Here is a 23,998-nt window from a genome sequence, read left to right on the forward strand (position 1 = left end):
TTCCGCGCCGAGCCCACACGTCTGGCACGCCGAAGCGTGTGGGGTCGCGCGCGAACGTGTGGGTTCGCGGATCGGAAGCGCTACTGCTGCGCGATCGCGATGGTGAGCGTGTCGGATGCCGTCTGCTTCGCGTATTCGTTCGAGGTCGGGGTCGTCTGCACGAGGAAGTCGTACGTGAACTGGACTGTCACCGAGATCGCGTTCGACGGCACCGGACCGACGGTGAAGTTCTGTGAGTAGCTGTAGGGCGAGAGCACGAGATAGCCGGGGTTGACGCTCGCAGCATCCACCTGCGGATCCAGGGGTGCAAGGTCTCCCGTGTCGCTCTGGGGCACCGCGACCATCGTCGCCCGCTGCAGGTAGACCTTTTGGCCGTCGTTGGGCTCAATCGTCGTGATCAGTGACAGGCTGATCGGCTTGAGCGCGTCGGCTGTCCACTTGTCCATCGACAGCGTCGACCAGTAGTCGACGGTTGCCTTCACGGCCCCGGCCTGGAGGTCTCGCTGCGTTGCGCCGCTGGACAGATCGTTCTTCACCGGCGGGGCGACGGTCTGCCGGGTGGAGGTCGGCGTCGGACTCGAGGTCTCGTAACCCCAGTTGTTCCACGGAGCGGGGCCACATCCGGCGAGCGCGATCGGCAGGACGACCAAACCGGCGATCACACCCGCCCTCGCGAGAGCTCTCGCCGAACGACCACGGATGCCGACGCTCGCGTCGCTGCGACCAACGGCCTTCATCTCCATCCCCCCTCGGGATCATGAATCACCCCCCGCGCGGGGGTGGGATCAGTCTACGCATCCGCGGCGTTGCGCCCCTCAGTCCGCGTCGAGGTCCCGTCGTGCGCGGGTCTGCGACGCCCGGTGGGCGAGCAGATCATCGGCGGGGTATCCGACTTCGGTGAGGGTCAACCCGCGGGCGGCGAGCACCTTGACCTCGGGCACTCGATCCAGCTCGTCGCGGATACGCACGAGGTCGTCAACGCCGAGTCGCCCCTGACCGACCGCGACGCACCCGCCCACCAGGGCGCGCACCATGCTGTGGCAGAACGCGTCAGCCCGAACCGTGGCAACCAGCACGCCGGATGCCTCGCGCACCCACCCGAAATCGAGCAGTGTGCGGATCGTCGTGGCCTCTTCCCGCGGCTTGCAGTACGCAGCGAAGTCGTGGAGTCCCCGCAGGGCGCCGGCTGCGGCATCCATCGCGGCGACATCGAGCTCACCGCGCACCACGGTGGTGCGGTGACGTTCCAGCGGATCGTAGGGAACCGAATCGTCAGCAACGCGATACTCGTAGCGACGCCATACCGCCGAGAACCGCGCATCGAAGCCGTCCGGTGCGATCGAGGTGCGGGTCACCGCGGCATCGGCGTAGGCGCCGAGCACACCCCGGATGCGACGGGCGAGAGCTGCTACGCCGTCGTCATCCTCCGTGCGCCGGCGCGAAGAAGCGAGCCGTGCGGCCTGTCCGTCGTCGAGATCCAAGTGAGCAACCTGGCCGCTCGCGTGCACTCCGGCGTCAGTTCGACCCGCCACGACCAGCCTCGGATCTCCCCCCAGCACGCGAGAAATCGCACCCTCGATCGTTCCCTGCACCGTCCGTTGATGCGGCTGCCGCGCCCACCCGCGAAAGTGCGAACCGTCGTAGGAAATGTCGAGCCGGATGCGCACGTCTTCAGCCTAATCAGCACCCGGCGCAGCCCCAGGGAACTCGCGCCGCCCGGACGTAGACTTGGGTACCCGAACCCGCATCGCCCGACCGAGCCGCCGTTGTCCAGCCCCCTCCACACCGACCGCCACGGTGCCATCCACGGCGCCACCTCAGGCCCCAGGCTTCCTGGCCTGGATGGCCTCCGCGCGCTCGCTGTCATCCTCGTGGTCGTCTTCCACCTGTTCCCACAGTGGTGGTTCGTCGGCGGGTTCATCGGCGTGGACGTCTTCTTCGTGATCAGTGGGTTCCTGATCACGACCCTGCTGCTTCGTGAGCGCGACGCGACCGGCCGGATCAGCCTCGTCGGGTTCTGGCGTCGGCGAGCCAGACGCCTCCTGCCTGCGCTGGTCCTGCTGCTGCTCGTGTGCTCGAGCGCAGCCTGGGTCGTCGGCGGTGATGTTCTCGTCCGGTTGGGCGCTCAGATCGCCGGTGCCCTCACCTTCAGCTACAACTGGATCGCGATCTTCATCGGCGAGGGATACTTCGGCGCCACCAGCCCGGAGCTCTTCCGCAACCTCTGGTCACTCGGCATCGAAGAGCAGTTCTACGTGCTGTGGCCGCTCGCGCTCCCCCTGATCCTGCTGCTGCCGCGCACCTGGGCGCGGGTTGCTGCGGCGGGCGCACTGGCTGCAGCATCCGCCGTATGGATGGGCGACATCGTGTCGGCGACGGGTAACGTCAGCCGCGCGTACTACGGCACCGACTCGCACGCGTTCGGCATCCTCCTCGGTGTCGCACTCGCCTTCGTCCTCCACCGCGCCCTGGCGGCGCCCACGCTCTGGATGCAGCGTACGACGGTCCGTCGCGGCGCCACGATCCTCGGCGCGGCCGCTGTGATCGGCCTCGTCGGGCTGTCCCTGCTCGCACCCACCGACTCCGTCAGAACCTTTCCGCTGACCATCGCCGCCGCGAGCGCCCTGACGGGTATCGCGATCGTCGCTGCCGTCTGGCCGCACGCCGGCCTCGGCCCGGCCCTGGATGCGCGTCCGCTGCGGTGGATCGGTGAACGCTCCTACGGCCTGTACCTGTGGCACTGGCCCCTCCTGGTCCTGCTGGTCGCCGCCGTGCAGGGCACCGCACCGGAAGCGGGAGTACCGGTATGGGTCGGCCTTGTGACGCTGGCGCTCACCGTCGTCATCGCGGAGGCTTCCTACCGATTCCTTGAGACACCGGTGCGGCGCCTCGGTTTCCGTGGCACCTGGCGCGCGGCACGCGCACGGGTCGGCGTCGATGCCGGGGCGCTGTGGGGCACCGTCGTCGGGAGCCTTGCCACAACTGCCCTGGTGTTCGGGACGGTAGCGGCAGCCACCACCGGTGCGAGCGTGTCATCCGGCGAAGCAGTCGTCGCCGAAGGGCAGGCAGCCGTTGATGCGGCATCCGCCAGCCCGACGCCGTCGGCAGATGATCAACCGCAACCCGATGAGCCGGCACCGGCTGGCGCCCTCGCCGATGGAGCCGTCCGGCCGCCCGCGCCGTCACCGACGCCGATCTCGGGCGGCGAGGTCACCGCCGTCGGCGACTCGGTCATGCTCGCTGCCGCACCCTCGCTGTACGAGACGCTTCCCGGCATCCGGGTGGATGCCGCAGTCTCGCGGTCCTCATGGGCGGGCCCCGGCATCGTCGACCAATTCGCCGCCGCAGGGCAGCTCGGCCGCTACGTGGTCGTCGCTCTCGGCACGAACGGTCCGATCAGCCGGGATGCCTACGAGCGGATCGCTGCAACCGCCGGGCCCGACAGGACCCTTGTGCTCGTGAACGCTTACGCGCCCCGCGACTGGATCCCCGGGGTCAACAGCGACATCACCGCGTTTGCCGCCGCCCATCCGGGCACCGTAATCGCCGATTGGGCGAGCGCCATCGACCCCCACGTGGACTACCTCGCCGGCGACCGCATCCACCCCGGCACTTCGGGCGGCCAGATCTACGCCGACACCGTGCTCGCTGCGATCCGCCAGTCCGAGAACCAACGCGCGATCGACGCGTACCTCATCGAGACCCGGGCCTACCGTGAGGCCACCCGCGAGGAGGCGCGGATCGCCCAGTAGCCCCACTGCGCTTGTCCTCTTCGGCCGAACCCACGCGATTAGCGCTGATCCCACAGCTTCCGCGCGACGAATCCTGTGGGCTCGCGCAGGAACGTGTGGGTTCAGCGGTCTAGCCGGACGCTAGCTGGGTCACGCCAAGGGAACGGGCGCCGTTCAGAACCTCGCGACCATGGCGACCTCGCGGTCCGTGGCCTCGAACCCCAGCCGCCCGTAGAGACTGTTCGCTCCGGTCGGGCTCTCGGTGTCGACGTCAAGGTTGACCTTCTCAAGTCCGGCATCCCGTGCCGCCGTGAGCAGGGCCGTGATCACCGCCGGGGCGAGCCGCCTGCCGCGATAGTCGCGAACGACACCGATCAGCGCGACGTAGGCCGATGTATAGCCCTGCACCTCCCAGTCGTCCTCGTTCACGGTAGCCAAAGCCATCGCTACCACGCGGTCGCCGTCCACCACGACGCGCGAAAGGTCGTCGCGGAACTGCGAACCGCTGACGAACCGTTCCCATCGCTCCGGCGGCGTCTCCAGGCTCCCCCAGTGGTCACGGAAGGCATCATTGCGCGCCACACGGGTCGCATCCCGCCACTGCGGGCCGAAGGTCTCGATCCGCAGGGCCGGGGATCCGGCATCCAGCGGCACCTCGGGGATCGGGTCGCTGAGGTCGCGAAGCATCGTCGTAAACCACCGCTCCTCGGGCATCCCGCGCCGCGCACCCAGCGCGCGAGCCTCAGCGTCGTGCTCGTACGCGTGAAGGAAGATCGCACCTGGAAGCCGGGCATCCGTCCGTGCTAGCTCGGTCTGGGCGGTCTCGTACTCCCAGCGCAGCACCTGCGTGCCGATACCGCGGCGGCGCCACCGCGGGTGCACCATGCCGGTGCAATAGACGTACACATGCTTGTCCTGCGACGGATGCACCAGGATGCCTGCCATGGCGACAAGTTCGCCGTCGGCGGCGAAGCCGAGTCTCGTGTGAAGCTCCGGATCGATATGTGAGAGCTCGAAGATCTCCTCGACATCCTCGCGCGGCGTCAACCACGTCGGATGATCGACCCTGTCGCAAGAGTCTACGAGCGCCACCATCTCGTCGAGGTCCGCCCGGGTCGCGGGGCGCCAGGTGGCGACATCCGGATGCTGGATCTCATCGACGGTCTCGGGCGCTCCGACACGCTCTGACAGCGGCCGCGCATCACTCGGCGTGGCGTTCTCAGGGATCGGTGCAGGGGCGGTGCTCTCGTTCACCGTCCCACCCTACGCGCCGCCGCCAAAGCGCCGAACCCACACGAAAACGCCGAACCCACACGATCCGCGCGAGAAACCTTGTGGGTTCGCGCGCGAAGGTGTGGGTTCGGCGGGTCTGGGACCCGGGTATTACTTGGCGTCGTCCTCGGCGGGAGCGTCGACAACGGCATCCTCGGCGGCGGCCTCAGCGGCTTCGCCCTCCTCGGGCGATTCGGCGCCTGCCGCAGCTGCCTCGTCGGTGGACTCTTCCTCGACCTCGGGCGCCAGAGCCTCGGCGGGCGTCTCCTCGGCGGGAGCCTCCTCCGCGGCCGGCGCAGCGGCGGCCGGAGCAGCCTTCTTCGCCGACTTCGGCTTCGGGTTCACCGGCTCAAGCACGAGCTCGATGACCGCCATCGGGGCGTTGTCACCCTTGCGGTTGCCAACCTTCGTGATGCGGGTGTAGCCGCCCTCACGCTCGGCGACCAGCGGCGCGATCTCGGCGAACAGGATGTGCACGACTTCCTTGTCACCGATGACCGAGAGCACCCGGCGACGGGCGTGCAGGTCTCCGCGCTTGGCGAAGGTGATCAGGCGCTCGGCGAGGGGACGCAGGCGCTTGGCCTTCGTCTCGGTCGTCTTGATCGACTTGTGCGTGAACAGCGCCGCGGCGAGGTTCGCGAGCAGCAGGCGTTCGTGGGCGGGGCCGCCTCCGAGGCGGGGACCCTTGGTGGGCTTGGGCATGTCAGTTACTCCAGGGAAAGTCGGTCAGGATGCCGCGGCATCCGTTTCGGGTACCGGTCAGACGGTCTCGTCGTCGTAGCCGCCGTAGAAGTGCGCGCCGTCGAACCCGGGAACCGAGTCCTTCAGGCTCAACCCGAGCGAGATGAGCTTGTCGCGAACCTCATCGACCGACTTCTGGCCGAAGTTGCGGATGTTCATGAGCTGCGTCTCTGAGAGGGCGACCAGCTCCGAGACGGTGTTGATGCCCTCGCGCTTGAGGCAGTTGTAGGACCGGACCGACAGGTCGAGGTCTTCGATCGGCATCGACAGCTCGTTCGACATGACGGTCTCGACCGGCGCGGGGCCGATCTCGATACCCTCGGCCTCGACGTTCAGCTCGCGGGCGAGGCCGAACAGCTCGGTCAGGGTGCGACCGGCGGAGGCCACGGCGTCGCGCGGTGCGATGGAGGGCTTGGTCTCGACATCCAGGATGAGCTTGTCGAAGTCGGTGCGCTCACCGGCACGGGTCGCGTCGACGCGGTAGCTGACCTTGAGCACCGGCGAGTAGATCGAGTCGATCGGGATCTGACCGCTCTCGGCGTACTCGTTGCGGTTCTGGGTCGCCGAGACGTAGCCGCGGCCACGCTCGATGGTGAGCTCGAGCTCGAACTTCGCGGTCTCGTTGAGAGTCGCGATGACAAGCTCGGGGTTGTGGACCTCGACACCGGCGGGTGCGGAGATGTCGGCGGCGGTGACCTCACCGGCGCCGGTCTTGCGCAGGTAAGCCGTGATGGGCTCGTCGCGCTCGGAGGAGACGACCAACTGCTTGATGTTGAGGATGATCTCGGTGACATCCTCCTTCACACCCGGAATGGTGCTGAACTCGTGCAGCACGCCGTCGATGCGGATGCTGGTGACGGCGGCGCCGGGGATCGACGACAGGAGGCTGCGACGCAGCGCGTTACCGATCGTGTAACCGAAGCCGGGCTCAAGCGGCTCGATGACGAAACGGCTGCGGAACTCCCCGATCTTCTCCTCGGTCAGAGTGGGACGCTGTGCGATGAGCACGATGTGTTCCTTTCGATCACGTGCCCGCTATATGACACGTGCAATGGGTGAGGTGTTGAGTTTTTCTCGCGGGATGCCGAGGCGCAGCGCAGTAACGCACGCCCCGGCACCCGAAGTGCTTCACCCGGGTGGCTGTGAGCCGGCCCGGAACGGGGCTGTCGTCAGACGCGACGGCGCTTGGGCGGGCGGCAGCCGTTGTGCGCCTGGGGCGTGACGTCCTGGATCGAGCCGACCTCGAGGCCAGCGGCCGTCAGCGAACGGATCGCGGTCTCACGACCCGAACCCGGACCCTTGACGAAGACGTCGACCTTCTTGACGCCGTGCTCCTGCGCCTGACGGGCAGCAGACTCGGCTGCCATGCCGGCGGCGTAGGGCGTCGACTTGCGCGAACCCTTGAAGCCGACACCACCCGAGGAGGCCCAGCTGATCACCGCGCCCGAGGGGTCGGTGATCGAAACGATCGTGTTGTTGAACGTCGACTTGATGTGGGCCTGGCCCACGGCGATGTTCTTCTTCTCCTTGCGGCGCGGCTTGCGCGCCGCGGACTTGGGGGTAGCCATGTGCGTTTTCTCCTAAACCTTCCGCGCCTTACTTCTTTCCGGCCTTCTTCTTGCCGGCGACGGTGCGCTTCGGGCCCTTGCGGGTACGCGCGTTCGTCTTGGTGCGCTGACCGCGCACCGGCAGGCCGCGGCGGTGGCGCAGGCCTTCGTAGGAGCCGATCTCAACCTTGCGGCGGATGTCGGCGGCAACCTCACGGCGAAGGTCACCCTCAACCTTGTAGGTGCCTTCGATGTAGTCGCGGAGGGCGACGAGCTGGTCGTCGCTGAGGTCCTTCACGCGGATGTCCTCGTTGATCTCGGTCGCCGCGAGGATCTCGTGCGAACGGGTACGGCCGATGCCGTAGATGTAGGTGAGGGCGATCACCACGCGCTTATCGCGCGGGATGTCGACACCGGCAAGACGTGCCATGTCGGTTCTCTCTTTCCCCCGGGTTTCCCCGCGGAGTACGTCGAAGGTGTGGAGCAGAATCGGTGCCCGGGCCTTCGTCCCGAGGTGTCCCCTGCACCCGGCATCCGGATGCGGGTTCTGACCCTGCCTGTGTGTATTGAGTTATGAGTCCTGGGGCCGCCGGAACGGCATCCGTCTCAGCCCTGGCGCTGCTTGTGGCGCGGGTTGGACTTGCAGATCACCATCACGTTGCCGTGGCGGCGGATGACCTTGCAGTGGTCGCAGATGGGCTTGACGCTGGGGTTGACCTTCATGATGTTCCTGTTCGCTGTCTTCGCCGGGCGGGCACGGATGCCCGGGGCGTTACTTCTCGACCGGCCTAGCGGTAGCGGTAGACGATGCGGCCGCGGGTGAGGTCGTAGGGCGAAAGCTCCACGACGACGCGGTCCTCGGGGATGATGCGGATGTAGTTCTGCCGCATCTTTCCCGAGATCGTTGCGAGCACCTTGTGTCCGTTGGTCAGCTCAACGCGGAACATCGCGTTGGGCAGCGCCTCGGACACTGTGCCTTCGATCTCGATGACACCGTCTTTTTTGGCCATAGCCTCGCTCACGCTTATGCAGACCGGTCGGTCTGCGGTGGATGGGAGTCGGTGCCGGTCCGCTCTGCCCGGACACGCCAAGGCAGGCGCAAAGCACCAAAGATCAATAGTACGTGATAGTGAACACCCCGGCAACCTCGGGCGTGTCGGGGTGCGAGCCCTTCTTTGCGCGAACCCACACGTTTCGCGTCCGCCCCACATGTTCCGACGGCCGTAGCGTGTGGGTTCGGCGCGGTAAGTGTGGGTTCACGAACACAAGTCGGATGCCGCGGGCCGCGTGCGCTAGCGCGGCGGGCGGATGCCGAACGCGGCCAACCGCCGGCCGAGCGTGACCGGCGAAGCGAGGTGCTGCATCCCCCACCGAACCAGCGGGCGGTGGGTGGTCGCGCGGATCCAGTCCTCGCGCTCCTTTTCCGCGCGCACCACCTCCCACGGTGTGCGTTCGCCACGAAACTGCGCATCCGTGTACTTGCCCTCACCGTCGAACTCGCCCCATGCCTTCGCGTCGTCCAGCCCGAAGTCGACGAAGTACAGGTGGGACGAGTCGGCGAGCCGCACCTGCAACCGTGGCGTCGCGAATCCGAGGTCATGCAGCAGCAACCTGCTCATGCTCTCACCGGGTAGCTGCGCGCGCCCGTCTGCGAAGGCCATGATCCACCGCGCTTGACGGATGCCACGTGCTCCCCGCGCGCGGGCGATACGCTCCTCCATCGCGGTAGCCCATGTCGAGGCTGCACCCTGGTCATAGACCCGATCTTCGGGATCCCACGCGACCAGCCGCAGCGCGGCATCCGCGACGGCCACCGCACTAGCCAGCGGCAGGGTACGCGCAACGTCGAACACCGTGCGCTCGAGGGACGTGCACGGAATGCCACCGATCACCACGATGTCATCGTCCGGCACGCTGACCTCGTGTCGGGCTACGCCCCGGGCATGCCGCACGACACCGTTGTGGCGCGCGTCGCTGACGTGTACGGCTTCAGGAACGTGCCGAAAGAGGGGCAATCCCCAGAGCACCGCCGCCGACGCGTGCGAGAACGGCGCAGCGGATGCCTCTCGCCGCGAGTGCACCGCCGCGATCGTCCGTAGATGCCTGTCTTCGACAAATCCTTGCGCGTCAGCGGCTCGCACATATCGCCCCGAGTGCAGCCGGATCAGCTCGCCATCCGCGTGCTGCGCGGCGATGGTCGCCGCTGCGCTCTCGCGCTCGAGCCGTTCGCGCGTGAGGATCGCCGCACGCGCGTCCCAGACCCGATCGGAGCTCGGCGGTACGACATCCATGCCCGCAGTCTCGCCTGCGCGCGCAGCCCCTCACGCGTCGCTGCGCACACCTGCGGCATCCGCTCGCCCTTCCACCCCTGGGGAGGAGCGCACTGCCCAATCACCACCAGCCGCGAACCCACACCTCTCTCGCCGAGCCCACAGGATCTCGCGACAGATACCTGTGGGCTCGAGCGAAAAGGTGTGGGTTCGGCGAAAGGGGATGGTGCGCCGGTGGGTCAGCCCTCCGCTCGGCCTCCCCGGCGGCGACGGATGACGACAAGTGCCAGGCCGAGAACGATGACTGCAGCAGCCCAGGGCAGCACTGGCACCCCCGTCGCCGCGACCGTGCCGCCGGTCGCGGCGAGCGCCTCGACCTGGACGTACACCCAGCCGATCACTGTGCCTGCGGAGTCCGTGACCACGAGGCGATGCGTGCCGGCCGGCAGATTCGCGGGGATCGTGAAGGTCGCGGTTCCCGCGGCGCTCACCACGGATGTACCGAGGTAGGTCGGCGTCGAGAAGATCCAGCCCTCCACAGTCTGCCCCGCATACTGAGTGCCGACCGTGACCGTCACCGTCTGTCCCTGCTTGAAGGTCGTCCCACCCTGCGGCTGGATCGCGTCCTGCGTCTGCGGGGTCAAGTCCGTCTCCGCGGGCGGGGTGGTGCCACCCGTGGGCGGTAGCGGCGTGAACGTTCCCGTGACCGTCAACGGAATCCGCACCCCGGTTCCCGATGGCTCGGCGTTCACGACAAGCGCCGAGTTCAGGGGAGCGTCCTTCGGCACGGTGATGCTGATCTGCGCGGCGCCGCCGTTGACAAGTACCGGGTCGAAGACGGCGCTGCTGCCTTCAATCGACACGAGCGCTGTCGTGTTCGCCGGAGCGCCCAGCGAGCGGATGTCGAGTCCCGACACCGTCGCGGTCAACGTCTCGCCCTGCTCGATCGTGGCGGGGACCCCGGTCACCTGGGCGCTGCGGGAGGCGAAGTCCGGCGACAGCGGCGAGTTGTTCTTGAGGTAGTCGATCCACGCGTCGCGGTCGATCAGACCGGAGTCACGGGTGTCGGTTCCCTCCGTGAGCACCGTGAAGTTGTCGCCGCCCTGCAGCAGGAAGCTGAACGACCCGACCCGATACTCGGCATCCATCACGATGGGCTGCCCGTCGATCCAGATCCCGGTGATCCGGTCGCCCTTGGCAAGCGACGCATCGTACGTGTAGAACACGTTCTCCGACACACCCAGCTGCAGGTACGGACGCGACGCGGTGTCGGGCTGCCACTGCTGCTCCAGCACGACCTTCAACTGCGAGCCGGTCAGCGTCGTGGTCCACAGGTTGTTCACGAACGGCAGCACCGCGTTGGCTTCCGCGTACGTGATCACCCCGTCCTCGCCGTAGTAGAGCTCGTTACGCAGACCGCCCGGGTTGACCAAACCGATCTCCGCCCCACCACGGTCGGCCGACGACAGCGAAGCCACCAGCGCATCCGCAACCAGGTTCCCGAGCGTCGACTGGGATGACCGATCATCCCGCTTGTCGCCCACGAACGCCGTCGTGATGTCGGCGGTGACCGAGCCGACCTGCTGCGAACCCACGACATCCGCCTGCGCGAGCGCGGCATCCACGATCGTCTTGACGGCAGCGACGCGCGGGTACGCGGAAGTCAGGGTCGCATCGGCGGATGTCGTGCGCGCCACGTTGCGCACGTCGTAGTCGTTCACAGAGCCCGTGACCGGGTCGATCCAGAGCCGAACCTGGCCGATGTTCTCGCCGTAGGAACCGGTCTGCAGGATCGGACGCGTCCGGTCCGAACCGGGAACGGGGCCGTCCCACGCGTATTCCTTGTGCGTGTGGCCGGTGAAGATCGCATCCACGGCCGCCGAGGTCTGCGTCACGATCTTCGCGAACGCTCCGCCCGCAGCGATCTCGTCCTCGACCGACGCGCCTTCCTTCACCCCGTCGATCGAGCCCTCGTGGTACTCGGCGATGATCACGTCAGCCTCGCCGTTGCCCTCGTCACCGTCGGTCAGGTATGCGGCCACCCTATTCACAGCATCCACGGGGTCACCGAAGTCGAGGCTGGCGATCCCACCGGGCGAGACCAGCGACGGCGTCTCCTGGGTGATGGCGCCGATCACCGCGACCGTGAGTCCCTCCACCTCGAACGTCGCATACTCGGGCAGCACCGGATCCTGTGTCCCCTTCGCATAGACGTTGGCGCCCAAGTACGGGAATTGCGCCGCATCCGTGACCCGACCGAGCAGGTCAGCCGAGCCCTTGTCGAACTCGTGGTTCCCGACAGCGGATGCCGCCAGCCCCATCGCGTTCAACACATCGATCGTGGGCTTGTCATCGGCGTACGCGGAGGCGAACAGCGACGCCCCGATGTTGTCACCGGCCGAGAGGAACAGCGTGTTGTCGTCGCCGTATGCGGCGCGCAGTTGCTCGATCGTGCCCGCGAACTTCACGGTGTTGCCGTCGATGCGACCGTGGAAGTCGTTGATGTTCAGCAGGTTCAGGAGCACGTCATCGCCGCCGCGGTAGGCCCCGCAGTACATCCGGCCCTCGCGCAGCGAGATCTTGTCGGTCTCGCTGTCGTCGGCGTAGAAGACCGGCGCGACACCGTTCTCGCACGTACCGATCGCGAAGCCCTCGTTGCCGGCCTTGGCGGGCATGCCAGCCGGCGCGAGGTAGGCCGCGACGTTCTGGAAGGTTCCGGCATAGACGCCGTCCGCGGCAATCCGCATCGCGTGGATCTCGCCACCGCACGCGTCATCACACACGGCGTACAGGGTTCCGGATGCCGCATCCCACGTGACGTCGGCCACCACCGAGAGCTTCGGGTCGATCGTGGCGACGATGCTCGCCACTCCGGCGTCCCGAAGCGCTACAGCGTAGATGCGCGCCGTGCCCTCAACACCGACAAAGAACAGGCCATCGCCGTGCGCGCCGTAGGTCGCCGGGTCGTACGCCTTGCCGGTGCTGCTATCGACGAATCCCCGTGCGACCAAGACCGAGTCCGGCACCCACGTGACACCCTCGAGCCCGCCGTTGGCGGGGAGAGCCGGCAGGAGGGTTGCAAGGTTCCACTCGTCGGTCGCGACAAGTTCGGTTCCGGATACCGACACATCGAAGCGCAGCACGGAGGGTCGGCTGACGTCGCTGGCCGTGTTGTCCCGCTCCGACGCGACGTACACCCCGCCCGCCGAGGTGCCCGCGACGAGGCTCACACCCTCGGCATCCACGGCACCGGAACCGCCGGGGTAGCGCAGGACCTTGCCCGCCGCCCACTCACCCTGTTTCGGGCTGATCCACTGCCCGGCCTCGGCGTTCCACTCGAGCTGGAAGAGCGTTCCGGTGCCGTTGTTCACGGCCCAGAGCGTCCCGCGACCCTCAGCGGTCGCCTCATAGGCCAGGCCGCTCATGTCCTCGCCGAAGGCATCCGGCGCCGAAACTGCAGTCACACCCGCGTCGCCCGGCCACGGCGTTGCCGCGACAAGGCCGATGCAGTCGTTCGGAGCACCCTTGGTCACCGACGCGGCAACCTCGAACTCGCCGAGGCCATCGGGGCAGCGCGCCCACGACGTCTCAGCGTGCTCGCTCCAGCTCATCTGGTTCAGCAGCGTCGTCCCGTCGGGCGCGAACAGGCGCGCAGCGTCAGCACCGCCGAGGCCGAAGCCTCCCGTGACGTCGACGTCGATGGCCACGAAGGCGCCGGGCTGCAGGGTGGTTCCATTCGGCACGACGACGGCGTGGTCGTCGTTGTCGTCCCGCAGGATGTAGCCGGAGATGTCGACGGCGTCCGGACCCGCGTTGGTCAGCTCGATCCAGTCGACGGGCTCAGCGCCCTTCGAGTCCACCTCGTTGATGCGGATCGGCGAGCAGTCGTTCGCAGCGCCTGGAGTCGAGCTGTAGGTCTCGACGAACTCGCCGGCACCGTCCGGGCAGCGACCCCAGGTCGTGCGCTGCGCGTGGGCGGGATACGAGTGGCTGTCGACAAGGGTGACGCCGTCGGGCAGGAACAGTCGCGCCGCATCCCCGTTCCCGAGCCCGAACCCGTCACCCGGGAGGTCGGTGTAGATGACGGTGTAGCCACCCGCGGCGATCGTCGTGCCAGCCGGGATGGTCAGGGCGTGGTCATCCTTGTCGTCCTTCAGGATCCAACCGCCGAGATCGACATCCGTGTCCGACGTGTTCACAAGCTCTACCCAGTCGCCCGGGTCGCCCCCGCTGGACTCGATCTCGTTGACCCGGATGGCGTCAGCGCCAGCCACAGGGGTGTCCCCGCCGTCTGCCGGCGCACAGTCGTTCGCGGCGGCCTTAGTGACGGATGCCGTCAGTTCGAACTCACCAGTCGCATCGGGGCAGCGCCCGTAGCTCGTCGCGGCGTGCGCGGTCCACGAGTACTGATCGATGAGCGTGGTCCCATCAGCGGCGAACAGGCGCGCCGAGTCCGCCTTGCCGAGGCCGTAAGCGGACGGCCCCGCATCCACGACGAAGGCGGCGAAGCCGTAAGCGGGGATGGTGGTTCCCGTCGGGATCGTGAAGGTGTGGGTGTCGTCGTTGTCGCGCAGGATGAGCCCGCTTGCGTCGACGGGAAGGTAGGACGTGTTCGCCAGTTCGATCCAGTCGGCCGGGTCGCCGCCGTCGGATTCGACCTCGTTGATCACAAGAGAGGTCGCGGGATCGGGTGCGCAGGAGTTCGCCTCGCCCGGGGTCTGGGCTGCAGTGGGTCCGAAGTCTCCGGTCAGGTCGGGGCACCGGCCCCAGGAGGCGTTCGACGCACCGGGGGGCAGCTCCGTGAACGCGTACTCGTCGACGACAGTGCCGTCAGGGAGGAGCAGGTGGACCTCGTCACCGCTCTTGCCGAGGCCGAACGAGAACCCGGCATCCTCGGAGAGCACCAGGTATCCGCCGGCGGGAACGACGTAGCCCGACGCGATAGTGCTCTCGTTCTTGTCGTCGCGCAGCTTCCAGCCGGCGAGGTCGACATCGGCCTGCCCGGTATTGGCGAGTTCCACCCAGTCGGCAGCATCCTGCGGGTCATCCGGCTGAATCTCGTTGATCACCACCGGCGGGACCTCAATCGGTTCAGCCGACGCAGCCGCAGGAACGGCGACGGCAAACGAGAGCCCAAGGATCACGGACAGGGCGGCGGCAAGGCGTCGGCGCATGACGAGTACTCCTGCGAATCGGTGCAAGGGATGGTGCGCCGAACTCGCTGACGTTGCCTCAGCGCGGTGGCGCCCCGCCAGCCTCGCCACCGAAGTCAACGCACAGGTGAACGCATCCAAAACCGCGAGTAGTCACGGGGAGTCGCCCCGCCGAACCGGCGCGTCGCGGCCAACCGACGGCACGCGCGACGCCCCCGGGACCGAAGTCCGCGGGGGCGTCGCGCGTGAGGGGGTCTTAGCTCAATCGGTTGACGATGTCGGCGTTTACGTCACCGGTGAGGCTGATGTACTCGCCGTTGATCACGAGCGTCGGCGTTCCCTGCCCGCCCTGAGGGCTCGCAGGGATCTCCCGGGTCTGCGCGTCGACGAAGTCGACGTACGTGCGCTGGGTGACGCACTCGTCGATCCCGGTCACCCCGGAGTCGGCAGCCAGCGCGATGAGTTCGTCATCCGTCCATCCCGCGCCGGTGACGTCAGCAGTCAGAAGCGTCTGGGTGAACGCGAAAGCAGCGTCAGTGTCCTGCGTGGCGACGCAATAGAGCGCGCTGGCCGAACGCTCGGAGAAGTCGGTGCCGGATGCCGCGTTCAGTCCCGACAACGCAACGGGATGCAGGTTCAGGGTGATGTCGCCCGAGGTGACGAGTTCATCCAGCGTCGGGCCATAGACGTCCTCGAAGTCCTGGCAGTGAGGGCAGTAGAAGTCGAACCACACATCGACCTCGTCAGGCCCGCTGCCCACCGCGATCGCGCCGGTCGACGAGTCGATGCCCGGCCCCTCGGGTGCAGCACCCGGAGCCGCAGCGGTGTTGTTCATCCACACCACGAGCGCGCCGACCAGAACGAGTGCCGCAACCACCGCGACGCTGATCCAGATGGCGAGATAGCTGTTCTTCTTTGCAGGCGCTGCCATGGTGTCGTCCTACGGGTGCTGTGTCTGTGCCCATTGCTGCGGGCGCTCGGCGGCGTGGTCCTGTTCGCGCTCAGTTCAAGCGAGCGACGATGTCGGTCTGCGGGTCGTAGGTCACCGTCACGTACTCTCCGTTGACGACGAGCGTCGGCGTGCTCGCCCCGCCCGTGGCAGGGTTCGTCGGCAGGTTCTGCGTCATCGTGGTTGCGAAGTCCATGTACGTGCCATCCGTAATGCAGGAGCTGGAGTTCGTGGCTCCCGCGCCCTCAGCGATCGCAACGATCTCGTCGTCGGTCAGTCCCGGCGAGGACTCGGCCGGCTGCTGGGCGTACATGGCAGTGATGAAGTCCAGCAGCGCATCCGGATCCGACTCCGCAACGCAATAGGCGGCGCTGGCCGACCTCGTGGAGTACTGGGTGCCCTGCGATACCCGGTCGAGGATCGAGACCGGGTGGACGTTCAGCGTGATCGACCCGTCATCGATGAGTTGCCGAATGGTCTCGCCCTCGGCCTGCTCGAACTGGTTGCAGTAGGGGCACATGAAGTCGACGTAGGTGTCGACGGAGTTCGAACCGGTGCCGACCGCGATCCCACCGGTCTCGGTGTTGATGTTCGCGGCAGCCGGAACGGGCCCTGGAGCCGATGCCGTGTTGTTCATCCACACGACGAGAGCTCCGACCAGTACCAGCACCGCGACGACCGCGACGCTGACCCAGATCGCGAAAGAGTTGTTCGACTTCGCGGTAGCTGCCATGTTTGCTTCCTCCGGATGCTGTGTGTCCGTCGGGCCTGCCAGCGTGCGCCGCTCAGGCCCCTGCGATCGGTTGCGGGATGACACCGAACGGAGCAAGCTCCGCGGCGCCGCCATCGGGTGCCGTGAGCACCCAGATACCACCATCGTGCACGGCAACGCTATGTTCCCAATGTGAGCCGTCTGTGCCATCGACGGTCGACACTGTCCAATCGTCATCTTCGACGAACGTCGCCTGATCGCCGGCGACCACCATCGGCTCGATGGCGAGCACCAACCCCGGTCGCACCTCGGCGCCCGGATCACTGGTTCGGTAGTTGAACACCGGCGGCGCCTCGTGCATCTTGCGCCCGATGCCGTGGCCGATGTAGTCGCGCAGGATGCCGTACCCGCCCTCGGGGGCGTTCGCCTCGACGTATCCTTCGATCGCCGCGCCGACCTCGCCGACGTGGGATGCCGATGCCAGGGCGGCGACTCCGGCCCACAGCGATCCTCGCGTGACATCGGAGAGCCGCTGCCGAGCAGCGACGAGGTCCGGCCGCTCCGGATCGGGCAGAACGACAGTGAACGCGGAGTCCCCGTTCCACCCGTGATACTCGGCTCCGGCATCCACCGAGAGGATGTCACCGGGCTGTAAGACGTAGTCACCCGGAATGCCGTGGACGACCTGCTCGTTCACCGACGCACACACCGTGTGGCGGTACCCGCGCACGAGCTGGAAGTTCGAACGCGCCCCACGACCGGTGATCACGGCGGATGCCGCAGCATCAAGCTCGAGGGTCGTGACTCCCGGCGCGGCGAGCGCACGAACCGCATCCAGGGCGGCGGCGGTGATCAGCCCCGGCTCGACCATCGCTCGCAGCTGAGCGGGGGTCTTGTAGATCGATCGACGCAGCACGACGCCCGGTCAGCCGGTGATGCCGCGCGCCGCGAGGGCGGCGGCGATGCGGTCTGCGATCTCGTCGAGCGATCCGACGCCGTCGATCGCGTCGACGATCCCGCGCTCCCGATACACATCGAGGATGGGAGCTGTCTCGCGCTCGTAGATGGCGAGCCGGTTGGCGATGACCTCTTCGGTGTCATCGGTCCGGCCCTGGTCGATGGCGCGCTGTGTCAGTCGCGCTATCGACTCATCACGCGGAACGGAAAGCTCGATGACGGCATCCAGCGACTCGCCGCGGCTCTCGAGGAACGCGTCGAGGTCGCCGACCTGGCCGAGGTTGCGCGGATACCCGTCGAGAAGGAAGCCGTTGCTCGCGTCATCCTGCGTCAGACGGTCGCGCACGATCTCGCTGGTCAGCGAATCCGGCACGAGGTCGCCGGCTTCGATGATCGCCTTGACCTGTTGGCCGAGAGGGGTTCCCGCGCTGACGTTGGCGCGGAAGACGTCCCCGGTCGAGATCACGGGAATCGACAGCGCTTCGCCCACGCGAACCCCCTGCGTGCCCTTGCCCGAGCCCTGCGGCCCGACGATCAAGAGGCGAGCGGAGGGGAGGTCGGCGGAGCGCGTCATCGGAGGAGCCCTTCGTAGTGTCGCTGCTGCAGCTGTGCGTCGATCTGCTTCACGGTCTCAAGACCCACACCCACGATGATCAGGATTGAGGCACCGCCGAACGGGAAGTTCTGGTTCGCGCCGACCAGCGCCAGCGCGAACAGCGGAAGCAGAGCGATCAGACCCAGGTACATCGAACCGGGAAGCGTGATGCGCGTGAGCACGTAGTCGAGGTACTCGGCAGTCGGGCGCCCCGCACGGATGCCGGGGATGAACCCGCCGTACTTCTTCATGTTGTCGGCGACCTCAACCGGGTTGAAGGTGATCGCGACGTAGAAGTAGGTGAACCCGACGATGAGCAGGAAGTACACGATCATGTAGATCGGGCTGTCACCGTTGGTGAGGTTGTTGCTGATCCACACGACCCACGGGGCGGCGGTCTCCCCCGCGGCGGGCTGGTTGAACTGGGCGATGAGCGCCGGGATGTACAGCAGCGACGACGCGAAGATGACGGGCACAACACCGGCCATGTTGACCTTGATCGGGATGTACGTGTTGGTTCCGCCATAGGTGCGGCGGCCCACCATCCGCTTGGCGTACTGCACCGGGATGCGGCGCTGGGACTGTTCGACGAACACCACAAGGCCGACGACCACGATGCCGACGGCGACGACGAGCAAGAACGTCTCGAACCCACGCGACTGCCAGATCGCCCACAGCGAGGCCGGGAAGGCGGCAGCGATGGAAGTGAAGATGAGGATCGACATCCCGTTGCCGATACCGCGCTCGGTGACGAGCTCGGCGAACCACATGATGAGGCCGGTACCTGCGGTCATCGTGATGATCATGAGCAACTGCGCCCACCACGCGTCGTTGGTCAGCAGCTGCTGGCACTCCGGCACGTTCGACGTTCCGAACAGCTGACCGCTGCGGGCAACGGTGACCAGGGTCGTCGACTGCAGGAGCGCGAGCGCGATAGTCAGGTAGCGGGTGTACTGCGTGAGCTTGGCCTGCCCAGCCTGGCCCTCCTTGTAGAGCGCCTCGAAGTGCGGGATGACCACGCGCAGCAGCTGCACGATGATCGTCGCGGTGATGTAGGGCATGACGCCCAGCGCGAAGATCGACAGCTGGAGCAGAGCACCACCGGAGAACAGGTTGACGAGAGCGAGCAGACCCTCAGTGCCGGTGGAGTCCCGCAGACACTGCTGTACGTTCGGGAAGTCCACGAACGGCGTCGGTACGTGTGCACCGAAGCGATACAGGGCGATGATGGCCAGGGTGAACCCGATCTTGCGACGAAGGTCGGGAGTGCGGAACACCCGCGCGATGGCGCTGAACAAGAGGATTCCTCCAAGGGGGATGCCGACACGCTCGGGCGCGCCAACGTCCAGGCTAACCGAAAGAGGGGCCGGAGATATCTCCGGCCCCTCTTTCCAGGTACTACTCTGCCGAGGCGGCGGTCGCGACCGACCCGCCGGCTGCGACGATCTTCTGCTCGGCCGAACCCGAAACCTTGTCGACGGTCACGGTGAGCTTGACCGAGATGTCACCGTCTCCGAGGACCTTGACCTTCTCGTTCTTGCGAACTGCACCCTTGGCCACGAGGTCACTCACGGTGACCTCTCCACCCTTCGGGTAGAGCTCAGCCAGCGTCGAGAGGTTCACGACCTGGTACTCCACGCGGAACGGGTTCTTGAAGCCACGGAGCTTCGGGGTGCGCATGTGCAGCGGCATCTGCCCACCCTCGAAACCGACCTTGACCTGGTAGCGGGCCTTCGTACCCTTGGTACCGCGGCCTGCGGTCTTACCCTTCGAACCCTCACCGCGGCCGACCCGGGTCTTCGCCGTGTTGGCGCCGGGGACCGGACGAAGGTGGTGCACCTTGAGCACACCGGGACGGGTCGCGGGTGCGACATCCTTCTTCGCTGCAGCCTTGGCCGGAGCCTTCTTGGCGGGAGCCGCCTTCTCGGCCGAGGCGTCGCTGTCAGCTGCGGCCTTGGCCGGAGCCTTGCGCGCAGGCGCCTTCTTCTCGGCGGGCGCGTCGGCAGCAGCCTTGGCCGGAGCCTTGCGGGCCGGGGCCTTCTTGGGCGCCGCGGCTACTGCTTCTGCAGCCTCGACGTTTTCGTTGTCTGCCATTAGTCGATCTCCTCAACCTTCACGAGGTGAGCGACGGTCTTGACGTAGCCGCGCGTCTGCGCGTCGTCGGGACGGACGACCGAGTCGCCGATCCGCTTGAGACCGAGCGAGCGCAGCGTGTCACGCTGGTTCTGCTTCTCACTCACCTTGGACTTGACCTGGGTCACCTTCAGCCGAGCAGCCATCAGGCACCTACCTTCTGTGCGGCCGTAGCCTCAGCTTCGGCACGAACGAGACGGGCCGGCGCGACCTGGTCGAAGTCAAGACCACGGCGCGCGGCAACCGAACGCGGTTCCTCGAGCTGCTGAAGAGCCTCGACCGTCGCGTGGACGATGTTGATCGTGTTCGAGGAGCCGAGCGACTTCGAGAGCACGTCGTGGATACCGGCGCACTCGAGCACCGCACGCACCGGACCACCGGCGATAACACCGGTACCGGCAGCTGCAGGACGCAGCAGCACCACGCCGGCTGCTGCCTCACCCTGCACAGGGTGCGGGATGGTGGATCCGGAGCGCGGCACGCGGAAGAAGTTGCGCTTGGCCTCTTCGACGCCCTTCGAGATCGCCAGAGGAACCTCACGGGCCTTGCCGTAGCCGACGCCGACCACACCGTTGCCGTCACCGACGACCACGAGGGCGGTGAAGCTGAAGCGACGTCCACCCTTCACGACCTTCGACACACGGTTGATGGTCACGACACGCTCCAGGAACTGGTTGTCGCCACGGTCACGCGAGTTGCGATCACGGTTGGGGTTGCGCTCGCGGCTACCGCGACGCGGCTCGCGCTCGCGCTCGGTGGTCGCAGCAGTACCCTCGGCCGCAGTGGCATCGGCAGCCTGCTCGGTGCCCTCGGCAGTGGTCACGTCGTTCTCCACGGGGTTGTTGTTCTCGCTCACAGGTTCAGACCTCCTTCGCGGGCGCCGTCGGCGATAGCCGCGACACGCCCCGCGTAGCGGTTGCCGCCACGGTCGAACACGACGTCGGCGACGCCGGCTGCCTTCGCACGCTCAGCGACGAGCTCGCCGACCTTGCGGGCCTTGGCGGTCTTGTCACCGTCGAACGACCGCAGGTCGGTTTCGAGGGTGGATGCCGAGGCCAGCGTGTGGCCCTTGCTGTCGTCCACGACCTGCACGAACACGTGACGGGCAGAGCGGGTGACGACCAGGCGCGGACGCTCGGTGGTGCCGACGACCTTCTTGCGAAGACGGGTGTGGCGACGCGCGCGGGCGTCGGACTTCGTCTTGACGCTCATGGTTACTTACCAGCCTTTCCGGCCTTGCGACGCACGACCTCGCCGGCGTAGCGGATGCCCTTGCCCTTGTAGGGCTCCGGCTTGCGAATCTTTCGGATGTTGGCGGCAACCTCACCGACGGCCTGCTTGTCGATGCCACTCACGGTGACCTTGTTGTTGCCCTCGACGGTGAAGCTGATGCCGGTGGGCGGGTCGACGAGCACCGGGTGCGAGAAGCCGAGGGCGAACTCGATCGAGTTGCCCTTCTGGGCAACGCGGTAACCGGTGCCGACGACCTCGAGGCCCTTGGTGTAGCCCTGGGTCACGCCGATGATGTTGTTGTTGATCAGGGTGCGGGTCAGGCCGTGAAGCGAACGCGACTCGCGCTCGTCGTCGGGGCGGGTGACAAGCACCTGGCCCTCTTCGACCTTGACCTCGATGGGGCGCGCGACGGTCAGCGACAGCTCACCCTTCGGGCCCTTGACGGCGACATCCTGGCCCTCGACCGTAATGGTCACGCCGGCGGGGATGTCGATGGGAAGACGTCCAATACGCGACATGTCAGATCACCACACGTAGGCGAGGACTTCCCCACCCACGCCCTTCTGCTCGGCCTGACGGTCGGTGAGAAGACCGGAGGAGGTGGACAGGATCGCAACACCCAGTCCGCCGAGAACCGTGGGGATCTCGGTCGACTTTGCGTACACGCGAAGGCCGGGCTTCGACACGCGCTTGATGCCCGCGATCGAACGCTCCCGGTTCGGGCCGTACTTGAGGGTCATGGTCAGGGTCTGGCCCACGCGGGCATCCTCGACCGACCAGTCCGAGATGTAACCCTCTTGCTTGAGGATCTCGGCGATGTGGGTCTTGAGCTTGGAGCTCGGCAGCGACACGGAGTCGTGATGCGCCGAGTTCGCGTTGCGCAGCCGGGTCAGCATATCTGCGACCGGGTCTGTCATGGTCATGGGGTTCTTCTTTCGTTCACCAGGTTTCGACGCCCGTTACGCGGACGCCGACCTGTGGTGGTGATGCCCCGGAGGTCCCGGGACATCAAGAGTGGATCAGGCCTGCTGCTCGGTACCGCGGAACGGGAAGCCGAGGTGACGCAGCAGAGCGCGACCTTCGGCATCCGTCTTCGCCGACGTCACGATCGTGATGTCGAACCCGCGGACGCGGTCGATCTTGTCCTGGTTGATCTCGTGGAAGATCGACTGCTCCTGCACACCGAAGGTGTAGTTGCCGTTGCCGTCGAACTGCTTGTCCGACAGGCCGCGGAAGTCACGGATGCGGGGCAGTGCCAGGCTCACGAGGCGGTCGATGAACTCCCACGCACGGTCACCGCGAAGGGTGACGTGCGCGCCGATGGCCTGACCCTCACGCAGCTTGAACTGCGCGATCGACTTGCGAGCCTTCGTGACGACCGGCTTCTGACCGGTGATCTTGGTGAGGTCGTCGACCGCACCATCGATCACCTTGCTGTCGCGAGCTGCCTCGCCGACACCGGTGTTCACGACGACCTTGACCAGGCCCGGAATCTGCATGACGTTCGCGTAGCCGAATTCGTCCTGCAGCGCCTTCTTGATCTCGCCGTTGTACTTCTGCTTCAGGCGCGGCTGGATTTTGCCAGCGGGCGCAGCAGTGGTGGTGCTCATCAGAGGTCCTTACCTGACTTCTTCGCGTAGCGCACGCGAACCGTACGCTTGACGCCGTCCTTGACCTGCTCCTCGACACGGTGACCGACGCGGGTCGGCTTCTTCGTCTCGGGGTCCACGACCTGGACGTTAGAGATGTGGATGGGCGCCTCGATCGTCTCGAGCCCGCCGGTCTTGGTGCCGCGCTGGGTCTGGCCAACGCGCACGTGCTTGGTGACGTAGTTCACGCCCTCGACGATCACGCGGTCCTGCTCGACAAGGACCTCGAGGACCTTGCCCTGCTTGCCGCGGTCACCGCCGCGCTCGGGCGTCGGGCCCGAGATGACCTGAACCAGGTCGCCCTTTTTGATGTTCGCCATGATCAGATGACCTCCGGGGCCAGCGAGACGATCTTCATGAACTTCTTGTCACGAAGCTCACGGCCGACCGGCCCGAAGATGCGGGTGCCGCGGGGCTCCCCGTCGTTCTTCAGGATGACGGCGGCGTTCTCGTCGAACTTGATGTAGGAGCCGTCGGGACGACGGGTCTGCTTGACGGTGCGCACGATAACTGCCTTGACGACATCGCCCTTCTTGACGTTGCCGCCGGGGATCGCGTCCTTGACGGTTGCCACGATGATGTCGCCGAGACCGGCGTACCGACGGTTGGAGCCGCCCAGCACACGAATGGTCAGCAGCTCCTTCGCGCCAGTGTTGTCCGCCACCTTGAGGCGGGATTCGTTCTGAATCATGAGATCACTTCGCCTTCTCGAGGATCTCGACCAGACGCCAGCGCTTGGTGGCGCTCAGCGGACGGGTCTCGTTGATGACGACCAGGTCGCCGACACCCGCGGTGTTCGCCTCGTCGTGCGCCTTCACCTTCGAGGTCCGGCGGATGACCTTGCCGTAGAGGGGGTGCTTCACGCGGTCCTCGACCTCGACGACGATCGTCTTGTCCATCTTGTCCGAGACGACATAGCCACGGCGAGACTTGCGGTAACCGCGGGCGTTGGGGTCACGAACGTCGTGCTCGGAGTGCTCGTGGCCGGCCTCGACCGGAGCCTCGACTACGGCCTCCTCGGCAGCCTTCTTGGCCGGAGCCTTCTTGGCGGGAGCC

General features: G+C 66.8%; 27 protein-coding genes. 1 reads left to right on the top strand and 26 read right to left on the bottom strand.

From position 1 onward, the window contains the following. Nucleotides 1-80 precede the first annotated feature (80 nt). Nucleotides 81-737, bottom strand: a complete 657-nt coding sequence (locus B4F19_RS09085; protein WP_228177298.1) for a hypothetical protein — start codon at nucleotides 735-737, stop codon at nucleotides 81-83. A gap of 78 nt (nucleotides 738-815) precedes the next feature. Beyond that, the gene (locus tag B4F19_RS09090; protein WP_292734342.1) at nucleotides 816-1,667 is read right to left on the bottom strand and encodes a tRNA pseudouridine synthase A; all 852 of its coding nucleotides are present in this window, start codon (nucleotides 1,665-1,667) and stop codon (nucleotides 816-818) included. Between the two features lie 99 nt (nucleotides 1,668-1,766). Here B4F19_RS09090 and B4F19_RS09095 point away from each other — a divergent pair, with 99 nt between their 5' ends. Beyond that, nucleotides 1,767-3,752 (top strand): acyltransferase family protein, encoded by a 1,986-nt coding sequence (locus B4F19_RS09095; protein WP_292734345.1) that lies wholly within the window; start codon nucleotides 1,767-1,769, stop codon nucleotides 3,750-3,752. A 153-nt stretch (nucleotides 3,753-3,905) separates the two neighbouring features. Here B4F19_RS09095 and B4F19_RS09100 read toward each other — a convergent pair whose 3' ends face one another. The 24 genes from B4F19_RS09100 to rpsQ form a co-directional block, all read right to left on the bottom strand. Continuing rightward, nucleotides 3,906-4,985: a GNAT family N-acetyltransferase gene (locus B4F19_RS09100; protein ID WP_292734347.1), complete on the bottom strand. Its 1,080-nt coding sequence runs from the start codon at nucleotides 4,983-4,985 to the stop codon at nucleotides 3,906-3,908. A 129-nt stretch (nucleotides 4,986-5,114) separates the two neighbouring features. Next, nucleotides 5,115-5,705, bottom strand: coding sequence for a 50S ribosomal protein L17 (rplQ, locus tag B4F19_RS09105; protein WP_292734350.1), 591 nt, complete (start codon nucleotides 5,703-5,705; stop codon nucleotides 5,115-5,117). 57 nt (nucleotides 5,706-5,762) lie between these two features. Next, a complete protein-coding gene (locus tag B4F19_RS09110) occupies nucleotides 5,763-6,752 on the bottom strand; it encodes a DNA-directed RNA polymerase subunit alpha (RefSeq protein WP_228177303.1) in 990 nt (329 codons plus the stop codon). A 161-nt stretch (nucleotides 6,753-6,913) separates the two neighbouring features. Then, nucleotides 6,914-7,312 (bottom strand): 30S ribosomal protein S11, encoded by a 399-nt coding sequence (gene rpsK / locus B4F19_RS09115; RefSeq protein WP_228177304.1) that lies wholly within the window; start codon nucleotides 7,310-7,312, stop codon nucleotides 6,914-6,916. 28 nt (nucleotides 7,313-7,340) lie between these two features. Then, the gene (rpsM, locus tag B4F19_RS09120; protein ID WP_228177305.1) at nucleotides 7,341-7,721 is read right to left on the bottom strand and encodes a 30S ribosomal protein S13; all 381 of its coding nucleotides are present in this window, start codon (nucleotides 7,719-7,721) and stop codon (nucleotides 7,341-7,343) included. A gap of 176 nt (nucleotides 7,722-7,897) precedes the next feature. Then, the gene (gene rpmJ / locus B4F19_RS09125; protein ID WP_022893853.1) at nucleotides 7,898-8,014 is read right to left on the bottom strand and encodes a 50S ribosomal protein L36; all 117 of its coding nucleotides are present in this window, start codon (nucleotides 8,012-8,014) and stop codon (nucleotides 7,898-7,900) included. A gap of 65 nt (nucleotides 8,015-8,079) precedes the next feature. Beyond that, the gene (gene infA, locus B4F19_RS09130) at nucleotides 8,080-8,301 is read right to left on the bottom strand and encodes a translation initiation factor IF-1 (protein WP_013583992.1); all 222 of its coding nucleotides are present in this window, start codon (nucleotides 8,299-8,301) and stop codon (nucleotides 8,080-8,082) included. Nucleotides 8,302-8,583: 282 nt separating this feature from the next. Continuing rightward, complete coding sequence (locus B4F19_RS09135; RefSeq protein WP_292734353.1) at nucleotides 8,584-9,582, bottom strand: hypothetical protein; 999 nt, start codon at nucleotides 9,580-9,582, stop codon at nucleotides 8,584-8,586. 218 nt (nucleotides 9,583-9,800) lie between these two features. After that, nucleotides 9,801-14,735 (bottom strand): lamin tail domain-containing protein, encoded by a 4,935-nt coding sequence (locus B4F19_RS09140; protein WP_292734356.1) that lies wholly within the window; start codon nucleotides 14,733-14,735, stop codon nucleotides 9,801-9,803. A 235-nt stretch (nucleotides 14,736-14,970) separates the two neighbouring features. After that, complete coding sequence (locus tag B4F19_RS09145; protein ID WP_228177308.1) at nucleotides 14,971-15,645, bottom strand: DsbA family protein; 675 nt, start codon at nucleotides 15,643-15,645, stop codon at nucleotides 14,971-14,973. A 70-nt stretch (nucleotides 15,646-15,715) separates the two neighbouring features. Next, nucleotides 15,716-16,396 (bottom strand): DsbA family protein, encoded by a 681-nt coding sequence (locus B4F19_RS09150; RefSeq protein ID WP_228177309.1) that lies wholly within the window; start codon nucleotides 16,394-16,396, stop codon nucleotides 15,716-15,718. A 52-nt stretch (nucleotides 16,397-16,448) separates the two neighbouring features. Next, nucleotides 16,449-17,291 (bottom strand): type I methionyl aminopeptidase, encoded by an 843-nt coding sequence (gene map, locus B4F19_RS09155; protein ID WP_228177310.1) that lies wholly within the window; start codon nucleotides 17,289-17,291, stop codon nucleotides 16,449-16,451. A 9-nt stretch (nucleotides 17,292-17,300) separates the two neighbouring features. Next, nucleotides 17,301-17,906, bottom strand: coding sequence for an adenylate kinase (locus B4F19_RS09160; protein ID WP_228177311.1), 606 nt, complete (start codon nucleotides 17,904-17,906; stop codon nucleotides 17,301-17,303). Further along, a complete protein-coding gene (gene secY, locus B4F19_RS09165; protein ID WP_228177312.1) occupies nucleotides 17,903-19,225 on the bottom strand; it encodes a preprotein translocase subunit SecY in 1,323 nt (440 codons plus the stop codon). The genes B4F19_RS09160 and secY overlap by 4 nt, the downstream gene beginning before the upstream one ends. Nucleotides 19,226-19,325: 100 nt before the next feature. Continuing rightward, entirely contained in the window at nucleotides 19,326-20,021 is a 696-nt protein-coding gene (gene rplO / locus B4F19_RS09170) for a 50S ribosomal protein L15 (protein WP_228177313.1), read from the bottom strand. After that, entirely contained in the window at nucleotides 20,021-20,206 is a 186-nt protein-coding gene (rpmD, locus tag B4F19_RS09175; RefSeq protein WP_023954062.1) for a 50S ribosomal protein L30, read from the bottom strand. Before rpmD ends, rplO begins: the two co-directional genes overlap by 1 nt. Next, the gene (gene rpsE, locus B4F19_RS09180; RefSeq protein WP_374197998.1) at nucleotides 20,206-20,895 is read right to left on the bottom strand and encodes a 30S ribosomal protein S5; all 690 of its coding nucleotides are present in this window, start codon (nucleotides 20,893-20,895) and stop codon (nucleotides 20,206-20,208) included. The genes rpmD and rpsE overlap by 1 nt, the downstream gene beginning before the upstream one ends. Nucleotides 20,896-20,912: 17 nt before the next feature. After that, the gene (rplR, locus tag B4F19_RS09185; RefSeq protein WP_228177314.1) at nucleotides 20,913-21,272 is read right to left on the bottom strand and encodes a 50S ribosomal protein L18; all 360 of its coding nucleotides are present in this window, start codon (nucleotides 21,270-21,272) and stop codon (nucleotides 20,913-20,915) included. A gap of 2 nt (nucleotides 21,273-21,274) precedes the next feature. Further along, complete coding sequence (rplF, locus tag B4F19_RS09190) at nucleotides 21,275-21,811, bottom strand: 50S ribosomal protein L6 (RefSeq protein ID WP_292734362.1); 537 nt, start codon at nucleotides 21,809-21,811, stop codon at nucleotides 21,275-21,277. 6 nt (nucleotides 21,812-21,817) lie between these two features. Continuing rightward, nucleotides 21,818-22,216, bottom strand: a complete 399-nt coding sequence (rpsH, locus tag B4F19_RS09195; RefSeq protein ID WP_179430951.1) for a 30S ribosomal protein S8 — start codon at nucleotides 22,214-22,216, stop codon at nucleotides 21,818-21,820. Nucleotides 22,217-22,312: 96 nt separating this feature from the next. Continuing rightward, nucleotides 22,313-22,903 (bottom strand): 50S ribosomal protein L5, encoded by a 591-nt coding sequence (gene rplE / locus B4F19_RS09200; protein ID WP_228177316.1) that lies wholly within the window; start codon nucleotides 22,901-22,903, stop codon nucleotides 22,313-22,315. Beyond that, nucleotides 22,903-23,262 carry a 50S ribosomal protein L24 gene (gene rplX, locus B4F19_RS09205; protein ID WP_228177317.1) on the bottom strand — a complete coding sequence of 120 codons (360 nt, stop codon included), beginning with the start codon at nucleotides 23,260-23,262 and terminating at the stop codon, nucleotides 22,903-22,905. The genes rplE and rplX overlap by 1 nt, the downstream gene beginning before the upstream one ends. Nucleotides 23,263-23,264: 2 nt before the next feature. After that, nucleotides 23,265-23,633 carry a 50S ribosomal protein L14 gene (gene rplN, locus B4F19_RS09210; RefSeq protein ID WP_228177318.1) on the bottom strand — a complete coding sequence of 123 codons (369 nt, stop codon included), beginning with the start codon at nucleotides 23,631-23,633 and terminating at the stop codon, nucleotides 23,265-23,267. Nucleotides 23,634-23,637: 4 nt separating this feature from the next. Further along, on the bottom strand, nucleotides 23,638-23,998 hold a 361-nt coding region (gene rpsQ, locus B4F19_RS09215), incomplete at its 5' end, for a 30S ribosomal protein S17 (RefSeq protein ID WP_292734369.1).

The sequence above is a fragment of the Microbacterium sp. UBA1097 genome, assembly GCF_002313585.1.
Taxonomy (GTDB): domain Bacteria; phylum Actinomycetota; class Actinomycetes; order Actinomycetales; family Microbacteriaceae; genus Microbacterium.